The organism is Streptomyces sp. NPDC001796, assembly GCF_042892355.1.
GTDB lineage: Bacteria > Actinomycetota > Actinomycetes > Streptomycetales > Streptomycetaceae > Streptomyces.
In genome coordinates, this window is sequence record NZ_JBIAUC010000002.1 from 343,333 (window position 1) to 359,932 (window position 16,600).

The 16,600-nt window shown below is 72.4% G+C and carries 14 protein-coding genes and 1 pseudogene; 8 read left to right on the forward strand and 7 right to left on the reverse strand.

All coding sequences use genetic code 11. The features are described from left to right. Positions 1-50 precede the first annotated feature (50 nt). On the forward strand, positions 51-812 hold the full coding sequence (locus ACFYZE_RS05075; RefSeq protein ID WP_388988744.1) for a DUF4142 domain-containing protein: 762 nt from the start codon (positions 51-53) through the stop codon (positions 810-812). 105 nt (positions 813-917) lie between these two features. Here the strand turns inward: ACFYZE_RS05075 and ACFYZE_RS05080 are convergent, their stop codons facing one another. Continuing rightward, the gene (locus ACFYZE_RS05080; RefSeq protein ID WP_388988747.1) at positions 918-1,856 is read right to left on the reverse strand and encodes a hypothetical protein; all 939 of its coding nucleotides are present in this window, start codon (positions 1,854-1,856) and stop codon (positions 918-920) included. 591 nt (positions 1,857-2,447) lie between these two features. Between ACFYZE_RS05080 and ACFYZE_RS05085 the strand changes: the two genes are divergently transcribed. Further along, entirely contained in the window at positions 2,448-2,708 is a 261-nt protein-coding gene (locus ACFYZE_RS05085) for a hypothetical protein (RefSeq protein WP_388988750.1), read from the forward strand. A 50-nt stretch (positions 2,709-2,758) separates the two neighbouring features. On the opposite strand, the gene ACFYZE_RS05090 is transcribed toward ACFYZE_RS05085, so the two are convergent. Further along, positions 2,759-3,880 carry a HoxN/HupN/NixA family nickel/cobalt transporter gene (locus ACFYZE_RS05090; protein ID WP_388988753.1) on the reverse strand — a complete coding sequence of 374 codons (1,122 nt, stop codon included), beginning with the start codon at positions 3,878-3,880 and terminating at the stop codon, positions 2,759-2,761. Positions 3,881-4,053: 173 nt separating this feature from the next. Between ACFYZE_RS05090 and ACFYZE_RS05095 the strand changes: the two genes are divergently transcribed. After that, complete coding sequence (locus tag ACFYZE_RS05095; RefSeq protein WP_388988756.1) at positions 4,054-5,898, forward strand: alkyl/aryl-sulfatase; 1,845 nt, start codon at positions 4,054-4,056, stop codon at positions 5,896-5,898. A gap of 16 nt (positions 5,899-5,914) precedes the next feature. Here ACFYZE_RS05095 and ACFYZE_RS05100 read toward each other — a convergent pair whose 3' ends face one another. Then, positions 5,915-7,258 carry a helix-turn-helix domain-containing protein gene (locus ACFYZE_RS05100; RefSeq protein ID WP_388988759.1) on the reverse strand — a complete coding sequence of 448 codons (1,344 nt, stop codon included), beginning with the start codon at positions 7,256-7,258 and terminating at the stop codon, positions 5,915-5,917. Between the two features lie 388 nt (positions 7,259-7,646). Between ACFYZE_RS05100 and ACFYZE_RS05105 the strand changes: the two genes are divergently transcribed. Beyond that, positions 7,647-8,903: an amidohydrolase gene (locus tag ACFYZE_RS05105; RefSeq protein ID WP_388988762.1), complete on the forward strand. Its 1,257-nt coding sequence runs from the start codon at positions 7,647-7,649 to the stop codon at positions 8,901-8,903. Between the two features lie 72 nt (positions 8,904-8,975). Here the strand turns inward: ACFYZE_RS05105 and ACFYZE_RS05110 are convergent, their stop codons facing one another. From ACFYZE_RS05110 to ACFYZE_RS05120, 3 genes are all read right to left on the reverse strand, one after another. Beyond that, positions 8,976-10,115 (reverse strand): hypothetical protein, encoded by a 1,140-nt coding sequence (locus ACFYZE_RS05110; RefSeq protein WP_388988765.1) that lies wholly within the window; start codon positions 10,113-10,115, stop codon positions 8,976-8,978. Positions 10,116-10,194: 79 nt separating this feature from the next. Then, the gene (locus ACFYZE_RS05115) at positions 10,195-10,380 is read right to left on the reverse strand and encodes a hypothetical protein (RefSeq protein WP_388988768.1); all 186 of its coding nucleotides are present in this window, start codon (positions 10,378-10,380) and stop codon (positions 10,195-10,197) included. Positions 10,381-10,448: 68 nt separating this feature from the next. Beyond that, entirely contained in the window at positions 10,449-11,084 is a 636-nt protein-coding gene (locus ACFYZE_RS05120; protein WP_388988770.1) for an NAD(P)-dependent oxidoreductase, read from the reverse strand. A 104-nt stretch (positions 11,085-11,188) separates the two neighbouring features. On the opposite strand from ACFYZE_RS05120, the gene ACFYZE_RS05125 reads away from it, so the two are divergent. From ACFYZE_RS05125 to ACFYZE_RS05135, 3 genes are all read left to right on the forward strand, one after another. Next, entirely contained in the window at positions 11,189-11,680 is a 492-nt protein-coding gene (locus ACFYZE_RS05125; protein ID WP_388988773.1) for a hypothetical protein, read from the forward strand. A 110-nt stretch (positions 11,681-11,790) separates the two neighbouring features. Then, the gene (locus ACFYZE_RS05130) at positions 11,791-12,696 is read left to right on the forward strand and encodes a hypothetical protein (RefSeq protein WP_388988776.1); all 906 of its coding nucleotides are present in this window, start codon (positions 11,791-11,793) and stop codon (positions 12,694-12,696) included. 138 nt (positions 12,697-12,834) lie between these two features. Then, positions 12,835-13,254 carry a hypothetical protein gene (locus ACFYZE_RS05135; protein ID WP_388988777.1) on the forward strand — a complete coding sequence of 140 codons (420 nt, stop codon included), beginning with the start codon at positions 12,835-12,837 and terminating at the stop codon, positions 13,252-13,254. A 252-nt stretch (positions 13,255-13,506) separates the two neighbouring features. Here ACFYZE_RS05135 and ACFYZE_RS05140 read toward each other — a convergent pair whose 3' ends face one another. Beyond that, positions 13,507-15,561 carry a PhoX family protein gene (locus tag ACFYZE_RS05140; RefSeq protein ID WP_388988780.1) on the reverse strand — a complete coding sequence of 685 codons (2,055 nt, stop codon included), beginning with the start codon at positions 15,559-15,561 and terminating at the stop codon, positions 13,507-13,509. A gap of 312 nt (positions 15,562-15,873) precedes the next feature. Between ACFYZE_RS05140 and ACFYZE_RS05145 the strand changes: the two are divergent. Beyond that, positions 15,874-16,600 (forward strand): annotated as a pseudogene (locus tag ACFYZE_RS05145) (Toxic cation resistance protein); the annotation flags it as partial.

Sequence of the window (16,600 nt, forward strand, 5' to 3'; positions counted from 1 at the left end):
GGCTCCGACCGCACCCGTACCCCTGGGCGTTGGAACAACCAGGAGGTGCCATGCGCATTTCGCGGACCGCGGCGGGAACCCTCTTCGTGACGGGCGCCCTCGCCCTGACGCTCACGGCGCTCGTCTATCCGTCGATGCTCGGAGTGCAGACGGTCTCCAGCGCCCCCTCACGTGTGATCGCGAACACCTCGTCGGGACCGCTGACCGAGGCGGACCGCGACTTCGTCGTCAAGGTGCGGGCGGCCGGCCTGTGGGAGTTCCCCTCCGGTGAGCTCGCCATGAAGAAGGGCACGACCCCGGCCGTACGCACCGCCGGGGCGCATCTGGTCAACGGACACGTCAACCTCGACGCCGTCGACCGGAAGGTGGCCGCGGAGCTGGGCATCACGCTGCCGAACCAGCCGAGCCCCCAGCAGCAGGGATTCGTGACGACGCTGACGAACGACACGGGCAAGCAGTTCGACAGCGACCTCGCGAACATCCTGCGACTGACGCACGGCCAGATCTTCCCGGCCATCGCGAACATCCGCGCCACCACGAAGAACACGCTGGTCCGCCAGCTGGCCGACGTGGCCAACGACACCGTGCTCGACCACATCACGGTGATGGAGCAGACGGGCCTGGTGGACTTCGACTCGCTGGTGTTCCAGGAGACGACCCCGCCGAAGCTCCCGAAGTCCAGCCTGACCCCGCCGGCCCCGCAGCCCGGCGAGCCGACGGTGGTCCTCTCCCCGCCGCCGGGCTTCACCCCGCCGCCGTCGACGACCCCGGGTGCGGGGGCGGCCCCCGGATCGGCACCGACCACGGGGTGACGGTCCGGGACAGGCCCCGAGCCGCGAAGGAAAATGGGTCCGGCGCTCTCCGGGGGACAAGAGCGCCGGACCCGTCGGGGATGGTTCAGCGGACGCCGTGAGGCGTCAGGCGCGGCCGCGGGACGTACGGCGCCGGGCGGCGACCGCGATGCCCGCACCCGCCGCGACGAGGGCCGCCGCGCCCGCGGCGATCGGCAGCGCTGTGCTGCCGCCACCGGTCTGGGCGAGACCACCGGGCGGGGTGGACGTGCCGCCGTTCGGAGTGGGCGCCGGGGGCGTGCTCGACTCGCCGGTCGCGGGCGGGGTCGAGACGGAGGCGGACGGAGAGGCGGGCGTCGCCGGGGTCACCGGGGTGGCCGGGGCCGACGCGGGCGGGGTGGTGGCCGGGGCCGACGCGGGCGGGGTGGTGGCCGGGGTGCTCGGCGGCTGGGCCGTGCAGTCCTTCGTACCGCCGTTCCACGACGCGATCAGCTTGTCCTTGATGACCGGGCGGTCCGGGCCCTTGGGCAGGTCACCGTGCTCGAAGCCGTCCTGCGCGCCGAGGTTGCCGTCGAACTTCACCTTGCCCCGGTAGAGGTCGATCTGCGCGAAGCAGCCGGCGTCGGGCACGGAGATGTCCAGGGAGTCGGTCTCGCCCTGCTTCACCGTCACCGAGTCGAAGTCGTGGAAGACCTGCAGCCCGGACGTGTTGAAGGCGGCGCCGTGCGTGCGGTACGAGGCGAGGGAGGCGGTGCAGGTCGCGGCGCCGCCGGCGGCACGCACCTTGATGTGGACCTTGCCGTCCTGGGTGGGCTTCAGGTTCTGGTCGTCGACCCGGACGGAGTCGGTGAACGTGTTTCCGTCCAGCGAGAACTGGCAGTGGTCGGCCTCGGTGACGGTGCCCGGCCCGTTCCCGGACGCGTACGCGCGGCTCCCGTGGTCCCAGCCGCCACCACCGGGCGTGCCCGAGGCCCAGGCGGCGCCCCCGGTGACGGCGCTGAGGGTGAGCGCCGCGGCGCCCGCCCCCAGCAGACGGCGTACGGTGACACGTCTCGTGTCGGACATTCGGTCCCCCATCTTGACGGGCCGGACCCGGCCGACGGCAGCGGGCAGCACGAAGCCGCCGGGACCGTGGCCGGAAAGAAGTGGTCGAAAGAAACGGGTGGCTCATTGGTCACACGAGCCACAGCGCGAGCACATAGTCGATCACGGTGACGCCACTGTCAACCTCGTTGAAACCGCGACGAGTTCAGAAACCGATCACGTTTCGGCCACATCAGGAATAGTGCACTCCGCTAAGGCGACGAAAGCCACGGAAACGTAACTGCACACTCGTTCGATTGAGCCGGACCGGATCCTCACGAACAAGCGGGCGCCCCGTTCCTACGGTCGGCCCATGGTCACCACTCGCCATGAGACGTCCCACCGGATCTTCCAGGAACGTCCGGAGATCCTCACGCCCGTCTTCCAGGTCCTCGGCCTGCCTATACCGGAGAAGGCAGCCGTGGACGTGCTGACTCCCGACGTGACGGAGATCCGGCCGTTGGAGCGACGCGTGGACAGAAAGCGGCCGACCGGAAGTCCGCCAGGTACTACCACGACTTTCTGGACATCGGTCTGGGTGACACCCCGGCCGGAGAGAAATGGAGAGAGCTGATGACGTTCGTCACCTACTTCCCCGGACGCGGCACTGTACGCGAGACCGCCTACCTCGAAGGCAAGGCCGAGGGCGAGGCCAAGGGCGAGGCCAAGGCGATCCTTCGGGTGCTGGAGCGGAACGGCGTCCCCGTCCCCGACGACGTCCGCGAGCGCATCACCGGCTGCACCGACCTGGAGGTGCTCGACCGCTGGCTGGATCGGGCCTTCGAAGCCACCGACGCCGACGACCTGTTCAGGGATCCGCCCACAGCTCACTGACGCGGGTCCGAGGGGCGCCGCGGGCCATCAGCCCGCGGCCGGCCCTGCCCCTACTCCACCCCTTGTTCCACCGGCCGCGGCTCCGGCCGGGCCAGCCCCGCCGTCCACTTCTCCTCGATGCGGCCGACCTTCCACACCACCAGTGCGAGCACCCATGTGGCGAAGAAGAGACCGACGATCACGAATCCCAGGGTGTTGAGGTCGACGCCGGCGATCCAGTCCCAGAAGGCCCCGTGCAGGCCGAGCTTCTCGGCGAGCAGGCCGAGCAGTTCCGTCGTGCCGATGATCAGCGCCACGGCCACGGACAGGCCCGTGATGGTGAGGTTGTAGTAGACCTTGCGGACCGGCTTGGAGAACGCCCACCCGTACGCGAAGTTCATGAACGACCCGTCGATCGTGTCGAGCAGCGACATGCCGGCCGCGAACAGGACGGGCAGGCACAGAATCGCGTACCAGGGCAGCCCGGAGGCCGCGCCCGAGCCGGCCAGGACGAGGAGGGCGATCTCCGTCGCGGTGTCGAAGCCGAGGCCGAAGAGCAGGCCCAGCGGGTACATCTGCCACGGCTTGGTGATCGACTTCATCACGCGGCCGAGGAGTCGGTTCATGAAGCCGCGGCTGTTCAGCTGCTCCTCCAGCGCCGCCTCGTCGAACTCGCCCGACCGCATCTGCCGGAACACCCTCCAGATCCCGGCCAGGATGACGAGGTTGATCGCGGCGATGACGCAGAGGAACGTGCCGGAGACCGTCGTGCCGATGAGGCCGGTCACGTCGTGCAACTCGGAGTTGTCGTCGCGGACGGGTCCGGCCAGCGTCCTGACACCGAGCGAGAGCAGCAGCGCCAGCCCGAAGACGACGCTGGAGTGGCCGAGCGAGAACCAGAACCCGACCGACAGCGGCCGCTGCCCCTCGCCCATCAGCTTGCGGGTGGTGTTGTCGATCGCGGCGATGTGGTCCGCGTCGAACGCGTGCCGCATGCCGAGGGTGTACGCGGTCACGCCGATGCCGATGCCGAACGACTTCTCGCCGATGGTGTAGTGCTCGGGCGCGACGATCCCGACGAGCGTGAACCACCCGATGACGTGCAGGGCCAGGACGAACGCGGCCATGCCGCCGAGCCGGCCCCACTCCTGCCGCGTGATGGACAGACGCATCCGGGAGGCGGACGGAGGCATGGAGCGGGGCCTTTCTTCTCTGGGGGTACTGCGCCACCCACTTTCATGCAGGTGAGTTCTACTTGCAAGAAAGTCGCAGTAAAGCCTCCGAGCGCGCGTGGCACCCGACCCGCCCGCTCTCGAACGGTCCCCCACCGCTGGCCCGCCGTCCGCCCCGGCCCCAAGCTGGCGACATGGACGCCTCGCCCCGTGACGGCCTGCCGCCCTTCGAGGACCGGACCGACCTCGACAACGCCGACCGCGGTTTCGTCGCCGCTCTGGAGCCGGGCGTGGTGACCGACCGGGACGGCCGGGTGGTCTGGGACGGGGACGCGTACCGGTTCCTGGACGGGCAGTGCCCGGACACCGCGCATCCGAGTCTGTGGCGGCAGTCGCAGCTGTGCGCCCGGCAGGGGCTGTACGAGGTGTGCGAGGGCGTCTACCAGGTGCGCGGCCTGGACCTGTCCAACATGACGCTCGTCGAGGGGCGTACCGGCGTCGTCGTCGTCGACCCGCTCATCTCCGCCGAGTGCGCGGCGGCCGCCCTCGCCCTGTACCGGCGGCACCGCGGTGAGCGGCCCGTGACCGCGCTGATCTACACCCACTCCCACGTCGACCACTTCGGGGGAGCCCGCGGGGTGCTGCCGCGCGAGGCGGAGGCGGGCGTACCGGTGCTCGCGCCGGCCGGGTTCCTTCAGCACGCGGTCAGCGAGAACGTGTACGCGGGGCCGGCGATGTCCCGCCGCGCCGGCTTCATGTACGGCGAACGGCTGGCGAAGGCGCCCGACGGGCAGATCGGCACGGGCCTCGGCCTCGCCATGTCCAGTGGCACGGTCACCCTCGTCCCGCCGACGGTCGACATCACCCGCACCGGGCAGACGGAGACCGTCGACGGCGTGCACATCCTGTTCCAGCTGACGCCGGGCACCGAGGCGCCGGCCGAGATGAACTTCCTCTTCACCGAGCAGCGCGCCCTGTGCCTGGCGGAGAACGTCACCCACACCCTGCACAACATCCTGACCCTGCGCGGCGCCGTCGTCCGGGACGCCCGCCTCTGGTCCCGCTACCTCGACGAGGCCGTCGACTTCTTCGGCGACGGCTACGACGTGGCCTTCGCCTCCCACCACTGGCCGACCTGGGGGCACGAGAGCGTCGTACGCCTGCTGGCGGAGCAGCGCGACCTGTACGCGTATCTGCACGACCAGACGCTGCGGCTGCTCAACAGCGGCCTGACCGGCCCGGAGATCGCCGAGGAGCTTCGGCTGCCGCCCGCGCTGGAGGCCGCCTGGCACGCACGCGGCTACTACGGGTCCCTCAGCCACAACGTCAAGGCCGTCTACCAGCGTTACCTGGGCTGGTACGACGGCAACCCCGCCCACCTGTGGGAGCATCCCCCGGTCGCCCTCGCGCGCCGCTACGTGGAGGTGGCGGGCGGTCCCGAGGCGACGCTCGCGGCGGCCCGACGGTACGCGGAGGCCGGTGACCTGCGCTTCGCCGCGACCCTGCTCAACCACCTGGTCTTCGCCGACCCGGGCGACGAGGTGGCGAAGCAGACGCTCGCAGGCGTGTACGAACGCCTCGGGTACGGCGCCGAGAACGGACCCTGGCGGAACGTCTACCTGACCGGCGCCCTGGAACTGCGTGAGGGGGCGAGCGCCCCCGTCGTCACCTCGGACACGCCCGAGCTGACCTCGGAACTGACCGTGAGCATGCTCCTCGACGCCCTCGCGGTGCGCATCGACGGTCCGCGCGCGGCCCAGGAGCCACGCCTGGTCATCGACCTGGTGGTGATCGACGAGGAACGCCGCCACCGGATCAACCTGGAGCACGGCGCGCTCACCCACCGCAGTGTGCCGCTGCATCGCACCCCGAGGCCGCACGCGGGCCTGACGCTCACCCTGACCCGTCCCGAACTGCTCGGCCTGCTCGCGGGCCACGGCCTCGCCGGCATCGAGACCGAAGGGGACCGGGGCCTGCTCAAGCGCCTGTTCTCCTACGTCACCCGGCCGGAGCGCGGGTTCCCGATCGTCACCCCGTAGGCGGGACCCGGGGCTGTCACAGCGGCGGCTGGGCGGGGGCCGGACCCAGCGTCGTGGTGCCGGGGGCGGTGCGGTGGCCGAGGCCGGTGCGGTAGGCGTCCAGGGCGGCCTCCACCCGGCCGGTGCGGCGCAGCAGATCGCCGAGCAGCCGGCACAGGTCCGCGAGGTCGCCCGCGGCGCCCGCCCGTTCCAGCAGGCTGAGGGCGCGCACATAGTGCTCCTCGGCGGCCTCGGTGTCGCGCCCGTCCTCGGCGATGATGCCGAGGAGGCGGTGCGCGGCGGCGGAGTGCACCGCGCCGCGCTCGGGTCCGATGTCACCGAGGACGTCGTGCAGCAGCCGAGCGGCCTCGGCGGACCTGCCGCGCCGGTGCAGGACGTCCGCCAGTTCCACCGCGACCTGGCTGCTGTAGAGGGCGGCCCGCTTCTCCGACAGCATGGCGAGGGCCTCGCGCAACTCGCGCTCCGCACGCTCCAGTTCGCCGTTCTGCGCGTGCAGATAGCCGCGCATCCAGTGGCAGTTGGCCAGTTCGGTGCGGATCTGCAGCTGCCGGTACAGCTCTGCGGCCTTGGCGAGGTTGGAGTCCGCCTCGGCCAGGCGCCCCTCGGCGAGCAGTGTGCGCGCGACGGACCGGTGCATACGGGCGACCAGCGCCGGGTCCTGGACCTGGGGCGCGAGCGCGAGGGCGAACTCGGCCGCCTGAGCGGCCCTCGCGTGCGCTCCCATGTCCATGTACGGGCCGATGGCGCTCGCGTAGAGCAGCAGCAGCGCGTCCGGATCGTGCAGCCCGGAGCGGTTCAGCTCGTCGAGGGTGGTCTCCAGCAGGTAGCAGGCGTAGCGGAGTTCACCGGCGAGGTAGTGCGAGACTGCACGGCCGCGCAGTGCCGGGACACGGGTCGGCAGCGGTGCGTCGTGCAGGCACTTCTCGGACCGCTCGAAGTACTGCCGCCCCGCCACCAGGTCGCCCAGCTCCAGCGCGCACTCGCCGAGGCCCAGCAGCGCGGCGGCCCGCTCGGCAGTGAGCCCGTGCTCCTCGGCCTCGGCCAGCAGCGCGGCGTACTGCTCGGCGGCGACCTCGGCTTCACCGGTGGCGAGAGTGCGCTGGGCGTCGGTGAGCCTGAGCCGCAACCCGGTGGCGAGGTGGGCCGGACGGCCGGTGGCCAGCTCGTCGAACGCCACCCCGAGCCGCTCGGCGAGATGCCTGAGCGCCTCGTCGGAGGGACGGACCCGGCCGGCCTCCAGGGTGGAGACGTACGCGGGCGTGTAGGCCGGCTCGGCCAACTGCCTCTGGGTCAGTCCGCGTTCCCGCCGCAGCCGCTGCACCCTGCGCCCGATGGTCTCCGGGTCGTCCCGCTCCGCCATGCGATTCATCATGCCAGTAAGCCCACTTACCAATGAGCAATACTTGACTGTTCGTCAAATCATCTCCCGCACATGCCAACAGGCGTGAGCCTCTTCCCCGGCACCCGTCCCAGCCCCTAGCTTGGAAGACGCATTAAGCGTGCTTGATCCGCGGCTGTCATTGCGAGGTCGGTTGCCGTGCCCCCACGCCCTTCCGTGCACCACGCACGCATATCCGCGCGTCACGTCAGAGGGTTCGGCGCGGCCGTCGTCGCCGTGGCCGCCCTGGTCACCGCCGCCAACGCGGGCCCGGCCCGGGCCGCGGAGCCCCGGCCGGCGCTCCCCGCCCAGGCGGCGCCCCATGGGCACACTTCCCCCGGAGACTTCCCGGGCCGCCTACGCTGACCTCGTGACCTCCCCCGCCGCACGCACCGCGCTGGCCCTCACCGCCGACGTCCCGCTCGCCGACCTGGCGGACTGCTACCGGGACCTGCACCGCCACCCCGAGCTGTCCCAGCGCGAGCACCGGACCGCCGGAAAGCTCGCCGAGCGGCTCCGCGCGGCCGGTTACGCGACCACCGAGGGCATCGGCGGCACCGGGGTCGTCGGCGTCCTGCGCAACGGCGACGGTCCGACCGTCCTGCTGCGCGCCGACATGGACGCACTGCCGGTCGCCGAGGAGACGGGACTGCCGTACGCCTCCGAGGTCCCCGGGGTGATGCACGCCTGCGGGCACGATCTGCACGTCACCTGGCTCGCGGGGGCGGCCCGCGCGCTGGCCGCGGGGCGGGAGACCTGGTCCGGGACGCTGGTCGTGGTGGGACAGCCCGCCGAGGAGACCGGCGCGGGGGCGCGGGCGATGGTCGCGGACGGGCTGTACGAGCGCTTCCCGCGCCCCGACGTGCTGCTCGCCCAGCACGCGGCCCCCGGTCCGGCCGGGCTGTACGCGCACTCGCCGGGCCTGATCCTGTCCGCCTCCACGGACGTGGACATCGTGGTGCACGGCCGGGGCGGCCACGGTTCGCGCCCCGAGGCGACCGTCGACCCCGTGGTCACGGCCGCCTACCTGGTGACCCGGCTGCAGACCGTCGTCAGCCGCGAGATCGCCCCGCGCGAGTCCGCCGTACTGACGGTGGGCCGGATCGAGGCGGGCACCCGGCCCAACGTCATCCCCTCCCAGGCACACATCGCGCTGAACCTGCGCACCCGGTCCGCCGGCGTCCGGGACCACATGATCGCCGCGATCCGGCGCATCGCGGCGGGGGAGTGCCTGGCCGCGGGCTGCCCGCGCGAGCCGGAGGTGACCGTGGGCGCGGACTTCCCCGTGACGGTCAACGACCCCACCACGGACCACCGCGTCACCGACGTGCACAGGGAGGTGTTCGGCCCGGAGAGGGTCTTCGACCCCGGCGCGGCGATGGGCAGCGAGGACTTCCCGCACCTGGCGCCGGACGGAGTGCCGTACACGTACTGGTTCGTCACCACCACCCCCGCCGACGTCTGGGAGGCGGCCCCCGGAACCGACCTCATGGAGAAGTTCGCGGCGGTCCCCAGCAACCACAGCCCGCACTTCGCACCCGACCTGTCCACACTCGTCCCCGGGGTGCGGACGCTGGTGTCGGGGGCGCTGGCCCATTTGCCGGTGGCAGGACCAGAAGCCGGCTGACGACCCGAGAACGGCTCCTGCCGGGTCGCGTACGCGGTGAACGCGGCCCGGCCTTTCGAGGGCCGTCGGTCGCTACCCCGGCACGCGCTGCGACTGCCCGAGTTCCTCGAGGTGCCGGCGGACGTGGCGGAGCGCTCCCTCGCGGCGCCCCGGTACCCGTTCGCGCAACTCCGCCAGGGCGGGGCCCAGTTCGCGGGCTCGGGTGGCGTCGGTCATACGGCCCCACTGGTGGTGGGCGCGGTCCACGGCCGCCTCCACCGCCGGGTCCTCGGGGGACTGGCCTGCCGCGAGGCGGGCGGTGGCGACCGTCAGCCAGGTCTCGCAGCTGCGGCCCGCGTCGCCCGCGAGCATCGCGAGGTCGGCGCGGACCTCCATCCAGTGCAGCGCCTCCTGCGAGCCGGGCCCGTGCTGCCGCAGCGCGGCCTGTTCCCACTGTGCGGCGAGCGCGGCGGCCTCCGTGTGCCGGCCGTCCTGGACGGCGGCGGTGAGGGCGGCGTGCGGGTCGGGGGGCGCGGTCGGCAGCGGAGGTGGCGCGGGGACGGGCTGCCGGCTTCTCCGGACGGGAAGCTGCGCCGGCGGCCGGTGCGGGGCGAGCAGTATGTCCCCCCGCGTGCCGTCCTCCGCATAGGCCCGGGTCACCGCCTGGTGGTGGAGGGTTGCCGGGTCCGGACGGTGGCCGCTGCGGAGCAGGGTCGCCACGGCCTTCATGTACGCGGGGGTCGCCACCGCGCGGCGCGGGGGCGGTGGGGCTACGCGGCCGTAGAGGGCGACGGCGGGGCCGCAGTCCGGCGCGATGCCGCGCAGGTGCTGCCAGGTCTCCGCATCCGCGTGCAGATCCGCGAACACGGTCGTCGCACCGGGCGGGCGCAGCCTCAGCTCCTCGCGGAACCAGTGCCAGGGGAAGCCGGTGTAGCGGACGGTGGCCGGGGTGGTGCGGGCCAGCGCCAGGTGCGGCAGGTGCTGGCGGCGGTCGAGCTGGAGCTGCCCGGTGAGGAACACCGTCAGCGGGACGGGGGCGGCCGCGGCGGCCCGCAGCCGGGTGAGGACGGCCTGCGGCTCCAGCGGGTCGGCGAGTTCCACCACGTTCGCCGTGTCCGTCCCGGACAGCACCGGCGGGGCGACGGCCGCGAGCACCGGAAGCACGGAGGCCGCGTCCACCAGGCATCCCTTGCCCGCCGGCGAGGCCGCGAGCAGCAGCACGGTTCCGGGCATCGTTCCCTCCCCCATCGATCAGGTACGTCAGCACCGTAACCTCTGCGCCTGCAAAGGGGCGACGAAGTCCGGGGAACGCTCAGTGGCCGGCGGACGTGCGGGGCCGCACCGCGAGGATCGTCGTGTCGTCGGCCAGGCGGCCCCGGCAGTGGTGCAGGGTGCCGTCGCGCACCAGCGGGACCAGGCGGGCGGGGTCCGCCGCGCGCGGCTCCTCGGCGACCGCGCGGGCCACCTTCTCCCGCCGAGGCCCTTGCCCTGCAGTCACTTCGCCAGTCGCGCCGGTTCGCCGCTCCGCCGGTTCGCCGGTTCGCCGGTCCGTCGGTTCGCGGTTCGTCAGTACGCCACCGACATGCGGGCGCGTACATGGGCGCCCTGTTCCAGTTCGTCGAGGAACGCCGCCGCGTAGTCCTCCGCGCTGATCCGGCTGCGGCCCTCCGCGTCGGTCAGCAACTGGTCGCCGCCCACCCGGAAGCGGCCCGTGCGCTCCCCGGGCGCGATCTCGGCGGCGGGGGAGACGTACGTCCAGTCCAGGTCGTCCACCGTGCGGTAGAAGTCCAGTGCCGTGCCGTGCGCCAGCGCCTCCGCCCGGACCGTCTCGGGAAAAGCGGGCTGGTCGTACAGCACCTCCCCGGGCGCGACCTCCAGGCTGCCCGCGCCGCCGACCACCACCAGCCGCCGCACCCCTGCGTCCCGGGCGCCCTGCACGATCGCCCGGTTGATCGCGAGGAAGGGCTCCTCCGGGTCCGTACCGTCCCGGGGCGGTGCGCACGCGCTCACCACCGCGTCCGCTCCCCTCGCCAGCTCCGCGACCTTCGCCGGGTCCGCCGCGTCCGCCGCCGTCGCGGTCACCCCCGGCACCGGCGAGCGGCCGGAGCGGCTGACGGCCGTCACCCGGTGTCCGCGCCGCGTCGCCTCCGCGGCGATCCGGCTGCCCACCATCCCGGTCGCACCGAACAGGACGATTCTCATGAGCCCCAGCGAAACACGCTCCGAAACGCCTCGCATCCCGACTTGCCCGCCGCCCCCGCCAGGTGTGCCCTGGTGTGCAGGGGCGAGGAGAGAGGAGTGCTCCCATGGCTCACGCGGCACCCGCAACGGGGACCACGCACCCACCCGCCACCACATCCCGCGCTTTCGTCCCGGCCCACCGGCCGCCGGACCTCTTCGACCGGCGCGTGCACCGCCTCGGACGGCTGGCCGTGCCGCTCGTCATCGGGCTCCTCTACGGCTACTGGGCCGCGGCCAACTGGCGCCAGGGCGGCCCCATCACCGGCTGGAACCTCGTGTTCGGCTTCGCCTGCACGATCGTCTTCACGGTGCTGTGCTCCGCCCTGCTCGTCGTGGCGCCGCGCCTGCGGCGCGGGGCGCACGCGGTGGTGTGGGGAGCGTTCACGGGCATCACGCTCGGTTTCCTCTACATCCAGACCAACGTGAGCGTGCTGCACGCGGCGGGCCTGGCGCTCGTGGTCGCGCTGGCCACGTTCCTGTTCGACTTCTACCGCTACTCGACGTTCTCCCACTACGCCGCGCACGAGGACGGGAAGGCCCGCCGGGCCGCGCGGTGACGTCCGCGGACGGCACCGCGCCCGTCCGCCGTCGCCCACTCCTCCGTACTGTCCACTCGTTTGCAGGCGGCCCGCTCGCGCGCCGTGCGTGTCGGCGTTTCCCTGGTGGCGTGTCCCGAGGTGTTCGCAGCGTCCTGTCCGCCGTACTGGTCGGCCTCGCGTGTCTGCTCGCGCCGCTCGGCGTCCTCGCCGGGTGGGCGAAGTACGGCATCGAGGACGCCGACCGCTACGCGGCCAGCACCGCCCCGCTCGCCTCCGACACCGAGGTCCGCGACGCCATCGCCGGTGCCGTCACCGACGGCATCATGCGCGACGTGCACGTCAGCCCGCCCCTGCGGGGCTCCATGCACGCCTTCGTCCACGACGCGGTGCGCTCGTTCACGGACACGCAGGCCTTCCGCGCCGCCTGGGACACCGCGAACCTCAGCGCGCACGACGCCGTGATGCGTGCGCTGCACGACGACGACCGCGGCGACGGGCCCGTCACCCTGGATCTGGCCCCCGTCACCGAGCGCATGAAGCAGCAGCTCGTCGACGAGCATCTGCCGTTCGCGGGCCGCATCCCCGTCGCGCACACCGAGATCACGCTGCTGCAGTCGCAGGACCTGAAGAAGCTCAGGAAGGGGTTCCACGTGCTCGAAGTCGCGGGCTTCTGGCTTCCCGTCGCCGCCGTGGTCTTCGCCGTGACCGGCATCCTGGTGGCCGTCTGCCGCCGCCGGGCCGTGCTGGCGACCGGTCTCGGCACCGCGCTGGGCGCGGCCCTGCTCGGGGTCGCGATCGCGGTGGGGCGCCGCATGACGCTGGCGGACCTGCCGCCGGACGTCTCGCACCCGGCGGCCGGCGCGGTCTACGACGCGCTCACCGAGACCCTGCGCCTGGTCTCGTGGCTGTTGTTCGGGCTCGGGCTCCTGGTGGCCCTGGCCGCCTGGCTCACGGGCCGGTACGTGCGACGTCGGCGCGCGTCCGAAGAGCCCGCACCGGTCCCGGCGGAGCGACCGTCCCAGGTCCAGGCCTGACGCGGTCCGCGACGGCATCCTTCACGCCAAGGGGCCGGGGGAGGTTCGGCACTCACCCGTTCGGACCGGTTCACCCTGCGGCGCACCCTCCTCGGGGTGAACCTGCGGGGGAAGGCCCCGTCCCTAGGAGGCAACCCCATGGTCCAGCACACCGCATCCACCACGCACGCCAGACAGACGGCGTGGGCCACCGGCGGCATGGCGTTCGCGGGGGTCCTGATGATGGTCGGCGGCATCGTGGGCGTGCTGAACGGCATCGCCGGCATCGCCACGAACAACGTCTACGTCCGCGTCGGCAACTACGTGTACCAGTTCAGCCTCGCCACATGGGGCTGGATCCACCTGATCGTCGGCGCTCTGGTGGCGATCACCGGGTGGGGCGTCCTGCAGGGCCTGGAGTGGGCCCGCTGGGTGGGTGTGGGCCTGGCGGCCCTCTACATGATCCTGTACTTCATGTTCCTGCCGTACGCCCCGATCTGGTCGATCATCGCCATCGCGATCGGCGGCTTCGTGATCTGGTCCCTGGTGACGGTACCGCGCACGGAACGGGCCCCGTAGCTCTGCGGCGGTCCCGCTGCGTTCTGCGGACCCCGCCTCCCGCGCCCGGATGCGGCGACGCCTGTACCGCCGCACCGACCTCACCGGCCCGGCGGAGAGCATCCTGGAGCCACTGCGGCAGGAGGTGGCGGCGGCACGGGCGATCGCGTCCCCGTACTGAGACCACGACCGCCCACGTGCCGTACCGCCGTACTTCTTGCCGGCGTACCGCCGTACTGCCGCACTGTCCTACTGCCCTACCGTCGTACGGCCTCAGAGGCCGACGTTGCGTCCGTCCGCGCGCCACACCGCGACGACGGCCGGACGGACGATCCTCCCGGGACCGTCGGGCCAGGTGCTGGCCGGCTTCTCCACGGACGCGCCGTCGATCTCCCCCGGGTGCTGCACGGCCACGACCACGCGCCGGTCCTGCACGATCGGCCCGCACGTCTCGGCACCCGTGGGCACGGTCAGGAACTGCTTCAGCTCACCGCGCCGGTCACCGCTGGTCGCCACGCCGAACAGGCCGTCGTGGGAGCCGAGCTGGTTGCCGTCGGTGGAGATCCACAGGTTGCCGTGCGGGTCGAAGGCCACGTTGTCCGGGCAGGAGATGGGGCTGACCCTGTCCTTGGGGAACCCGGCGAAGTAGGTGGCGGGGTCGGCGGGGTCACCGGCGACGAGGAAGAGGGACCAGGCGAAGACGGTGCTGTCGGGCCGGCCCCGGTGCTCGGTGAGTTCCAGGATGTGCCCGTGCTTGTTGGCGTTGCGCGGGTTGGCCTCGTCGGCGGCCGCGTATCCGGCCTTGCCCCGGTTGGAGTTGTTGGTGAGGACGACGTACACCTTGCCGGTGTGCGGGGAGGGCTGGATGTCCTCGGGGCGGTCCATCTTGGTGGCGCCGACCTTGTCGCCCGCCAGCCGGGTGAACACGAACACCTCTTCGGCGGTCATGCCCTCGACGTGCGAGACGGCCCCGTGGGCGGTGGCGGTGGCGAGCGGGATCCAGGTACCGGACCCGTCGAACTCCCCGTCGGCGGGCAGCTTCCCGCTCCCGTCGATCTCGGCGGCCGGCGAGTCACCGGTGAGCCTCGCGACGTACAGCGTGCCCTCGTCGAGCAGCGACAGGTTGTGCTCCCGCACGGCCCGGGAGTTCCCGTGCCGCATCCGCTTGCTGCCGACGAACTTGTAGAAGTAGTCGAACCGCTCGTCGTCCCCCGAGTAGACGACGGGCCGTCCGTCCTCGGTGAGCCGCACGGTGGCGGCCTCGTGCTTGAAGCGGCCGAGGGCGGTGTGCTTGCGGGGCGTGGAGGTGGGGTCGTACGGGTCGAACTCGACGACGTACCCGAAACGGTGGACCTCGTTGGGCTCCTGCGCGATGTCGAACCGCTTGTCGAACCGTTCCCACTTGCGCTCGGTCGCCCCGGTCCCGATGCCGTACCGCTTGTCCGTGGCCCGGCTGCCGCCTGCGAAGTACTGGTTGAAGTTCTCCTCGCCGTGGAGGGTGGTGCCCCACGGGGTGGTGCCGCCGGAGCAGTTGTTGAGGGTGCCGAGGACCTTGCGGCCGGAGGGGTCGGCGGAGGTCTTGAGGAGCTCCGATCCGGCTGCCGGCCCGGTGAGCCGGAACTCGGTGGTGGCGGTGACGCGGCGGTTGAGGGGATGACGGGACACGGCGGTCAGGCGCCCGGTGCGCGCGTCCTCCTCGACGACGACGGCGGAGAGCCCGTGGGCGGCCCAGGCGACCTCGACCTGCTGCCGGGTCGGGTTCTCCGGGTCGTACCCCCGGAACATGATCACTTCATCGGTGTACTCGTGATTGGCGACGAGGAGTTGGCGGCCGTGCTCGCCCGGAAGCGGGAGGAGGGCGAGGAAGTCGTTGTTGTAACCGAACTGGCCGGCCTGGGCGGCGGCGGTCTGGTGCTCGGGGTCGAAGGCGGGGGCACCGCGGAGGATGGGGTCGCCCCAGCGGATGACGATGTTCTGGCGGTAGCCGTCGGGGACGGTGACGGCGTCGGCGGTGTTGGGCGGGACGGGGGTGAAACGAAGGCCGCGGGCGGCGCCGGTGCGGGCCGGGGTGGCGGCTTCGGCCCGCGGAGCGGTGGCCGCGAGCGCGGCCGTACCGGTGGTGGCGGCCACGGTGACGACGGCGGCGGCGCGGAGGGCGGAACGGCGGCTGAGGGCGCCGGTGATGACATCGCCGACGTACGCGTTGGAGCTGGTGTTGGGCACCTCGTGGAAACAGGCGTCACCGCACCGGAAGCGGCAGGTCAGGGCGGACCGACCGCCGGGATGCGAACCGGACGGCGTGCCGATCAGCGGCAGCAGTTTGCGCACTTTACTCTCCCCATACGAACCCTTGGTGTGGGCGTGACGCTAGGGGGATCGGGTGTGCGGGAGCAATGCAGCGGGATGAACGATCGGTGAACCGGATGGAACCGTACGGGGGTTGGGCGGCACTCGGCGTGGCGTGCCGCGCGAGCCGGGGCGTCTCGGCCCCGAGGATGTGTAACGGCGGAATCGCGGTATTGACAGGCGGCGGTTCCGATGTTCGGACGGTACCCAGGATCGCCGCCTTCGGCCGCTAACCTTACGTGTCCGTCCTGGCCAGGGATTGACGGGCATCAACTCACGCGAAGGGTTGCGCACATGGGCATTCTCACTCTCCTGCGGAACGCGTTCGGCCGCTCACGCAAGGGTCGCTCCGCCGAGGAGGAGCCCACGCGGGAGCCACAGGTCCCGGCCCAGCCGACGGAACCGAAGCTGACGGAGACGGCCGCGGAGCCCGCGGTACCGGCGCAGTCGACGGGCCGTACGGACGAGGAGCACGACCTGGTGGCGGCGGCGTTCGACAACGTGACGGTACCGAGGCAGCCGACCCACAGGGACGAGCCACCGACCACGGAAACGCCGAAGCGGACGGCTACGCCGGAGTCGACGGCCGATGCAGCGGCTGGGTCTCAGGCCGAGACGGAGGCCGAGCCTCAGGCCGAGACGGGGCCCACCGCTGAGGTGACGGCAGACGCGGAGGCGGACCCGGAGCCTCAGGCCGAAGCGAAGGCGGAGCAGGAGGCTGAGCCGGAGCCGGAGCCCCAGCCCGAGGCGAAGACCGAGCCCGAGCCGGAGGCTGAGCCGGAGGCGAAGACCGAGCCCGAGGCGACCCCCGAACCCGTGGCCCAGGAAGAGCCCACCGCCGAGGTGACGCCAGAACCCCAGCCCGAGGCTCAGACGGACCCCGAGCCCCAGCCGGAGCCCGAGGCGACCCCCGAACCCGTGGCCAAGGAAGAGCCCACCGCCGAGGTGACGCCAGAACCCCAGCCCGAGGCTCAGACGGACCCCGAGCCCCAGCCGGAGCCCGAGGCGACCCCCGAACCCG

Excerpts from the sequence above, each read along its gene's own strand:
- ACFYZE_RS05075 (WP_388988744.1), top strand. The coding sequence starts at position 51 with ATGCGCATTTCGCGGACCGCGGCGGGAACCCTCTTCGTGACGGGCGCC.
- ACFYZE_RS05080 (WP_388988747.1), bottom strand. The coding sequence starts at position 1,856 with ATGTCCGACACGAGACGTGTCACCGTACGCCGTCTGCTGGGGGCGGGC.
- ACFYZE_RS05085 (WP_388988750.1), top strand. The coding sequence starts at position 2,448 with ATGACGTTCGTCACCTACTTCCCCGGACGCGGCACTGTACGCGAGACC.
- ACFYZE_RS05090 (WP_388988753.1), bottom strand. The coding sequence starts at position 3,880 with ATGCCTCCGTCCGCCTCCCGGATGCGTCTGTCCATCACGCGGCAGGAG.
- ACFYZE_RS05095 (WP_388988756.1), top strand. The coding sequence starts at position 4,054 with ATGGACGCCTCGCCCCGTGACGGCCTGCCGCCCTTCGAGGACCGGACC.
- ACFYZE_RS05100 (WP_388988759.1), bottom strand. The coding sequence starts at position 7,258 with ATGGCGGAGCGGGACGACCCGGAGACCATCGGGCGCAGGGTGCAGCGG.
- ACFYZE_RS05110 (WP_388988765.1), bottom strand. The coding sequence starts at position 10,115 with ATGCCCGGAACCGTGCTGCTGCTCGCGGCCTCGCCGGCGGGCAAGGGA.
- ACFYZE_RS05120 (WP_388988770.1), bottom strand. The coding sequence starts at position 11,084 with ATGAGAATCGTCCTGTTCGGTGCGACCGGGATGGTGGGCAGCCGGATC.
- ACFYZE_RS05125 (WP_388988773.1), top strand. The coding sequence starts at position 11,189 with ATGGCTCACGCGGCACCCGCAACGGGGACCACGCACCCACCCGCCACC.
- ACFYZE_RS05135 (WP_388988777.1), top strand. The coding sequence starts at position 12,835 with ATGGTCCAGCACACCGCATCCACCACGCACGCCAGACAGACGGCGTGG.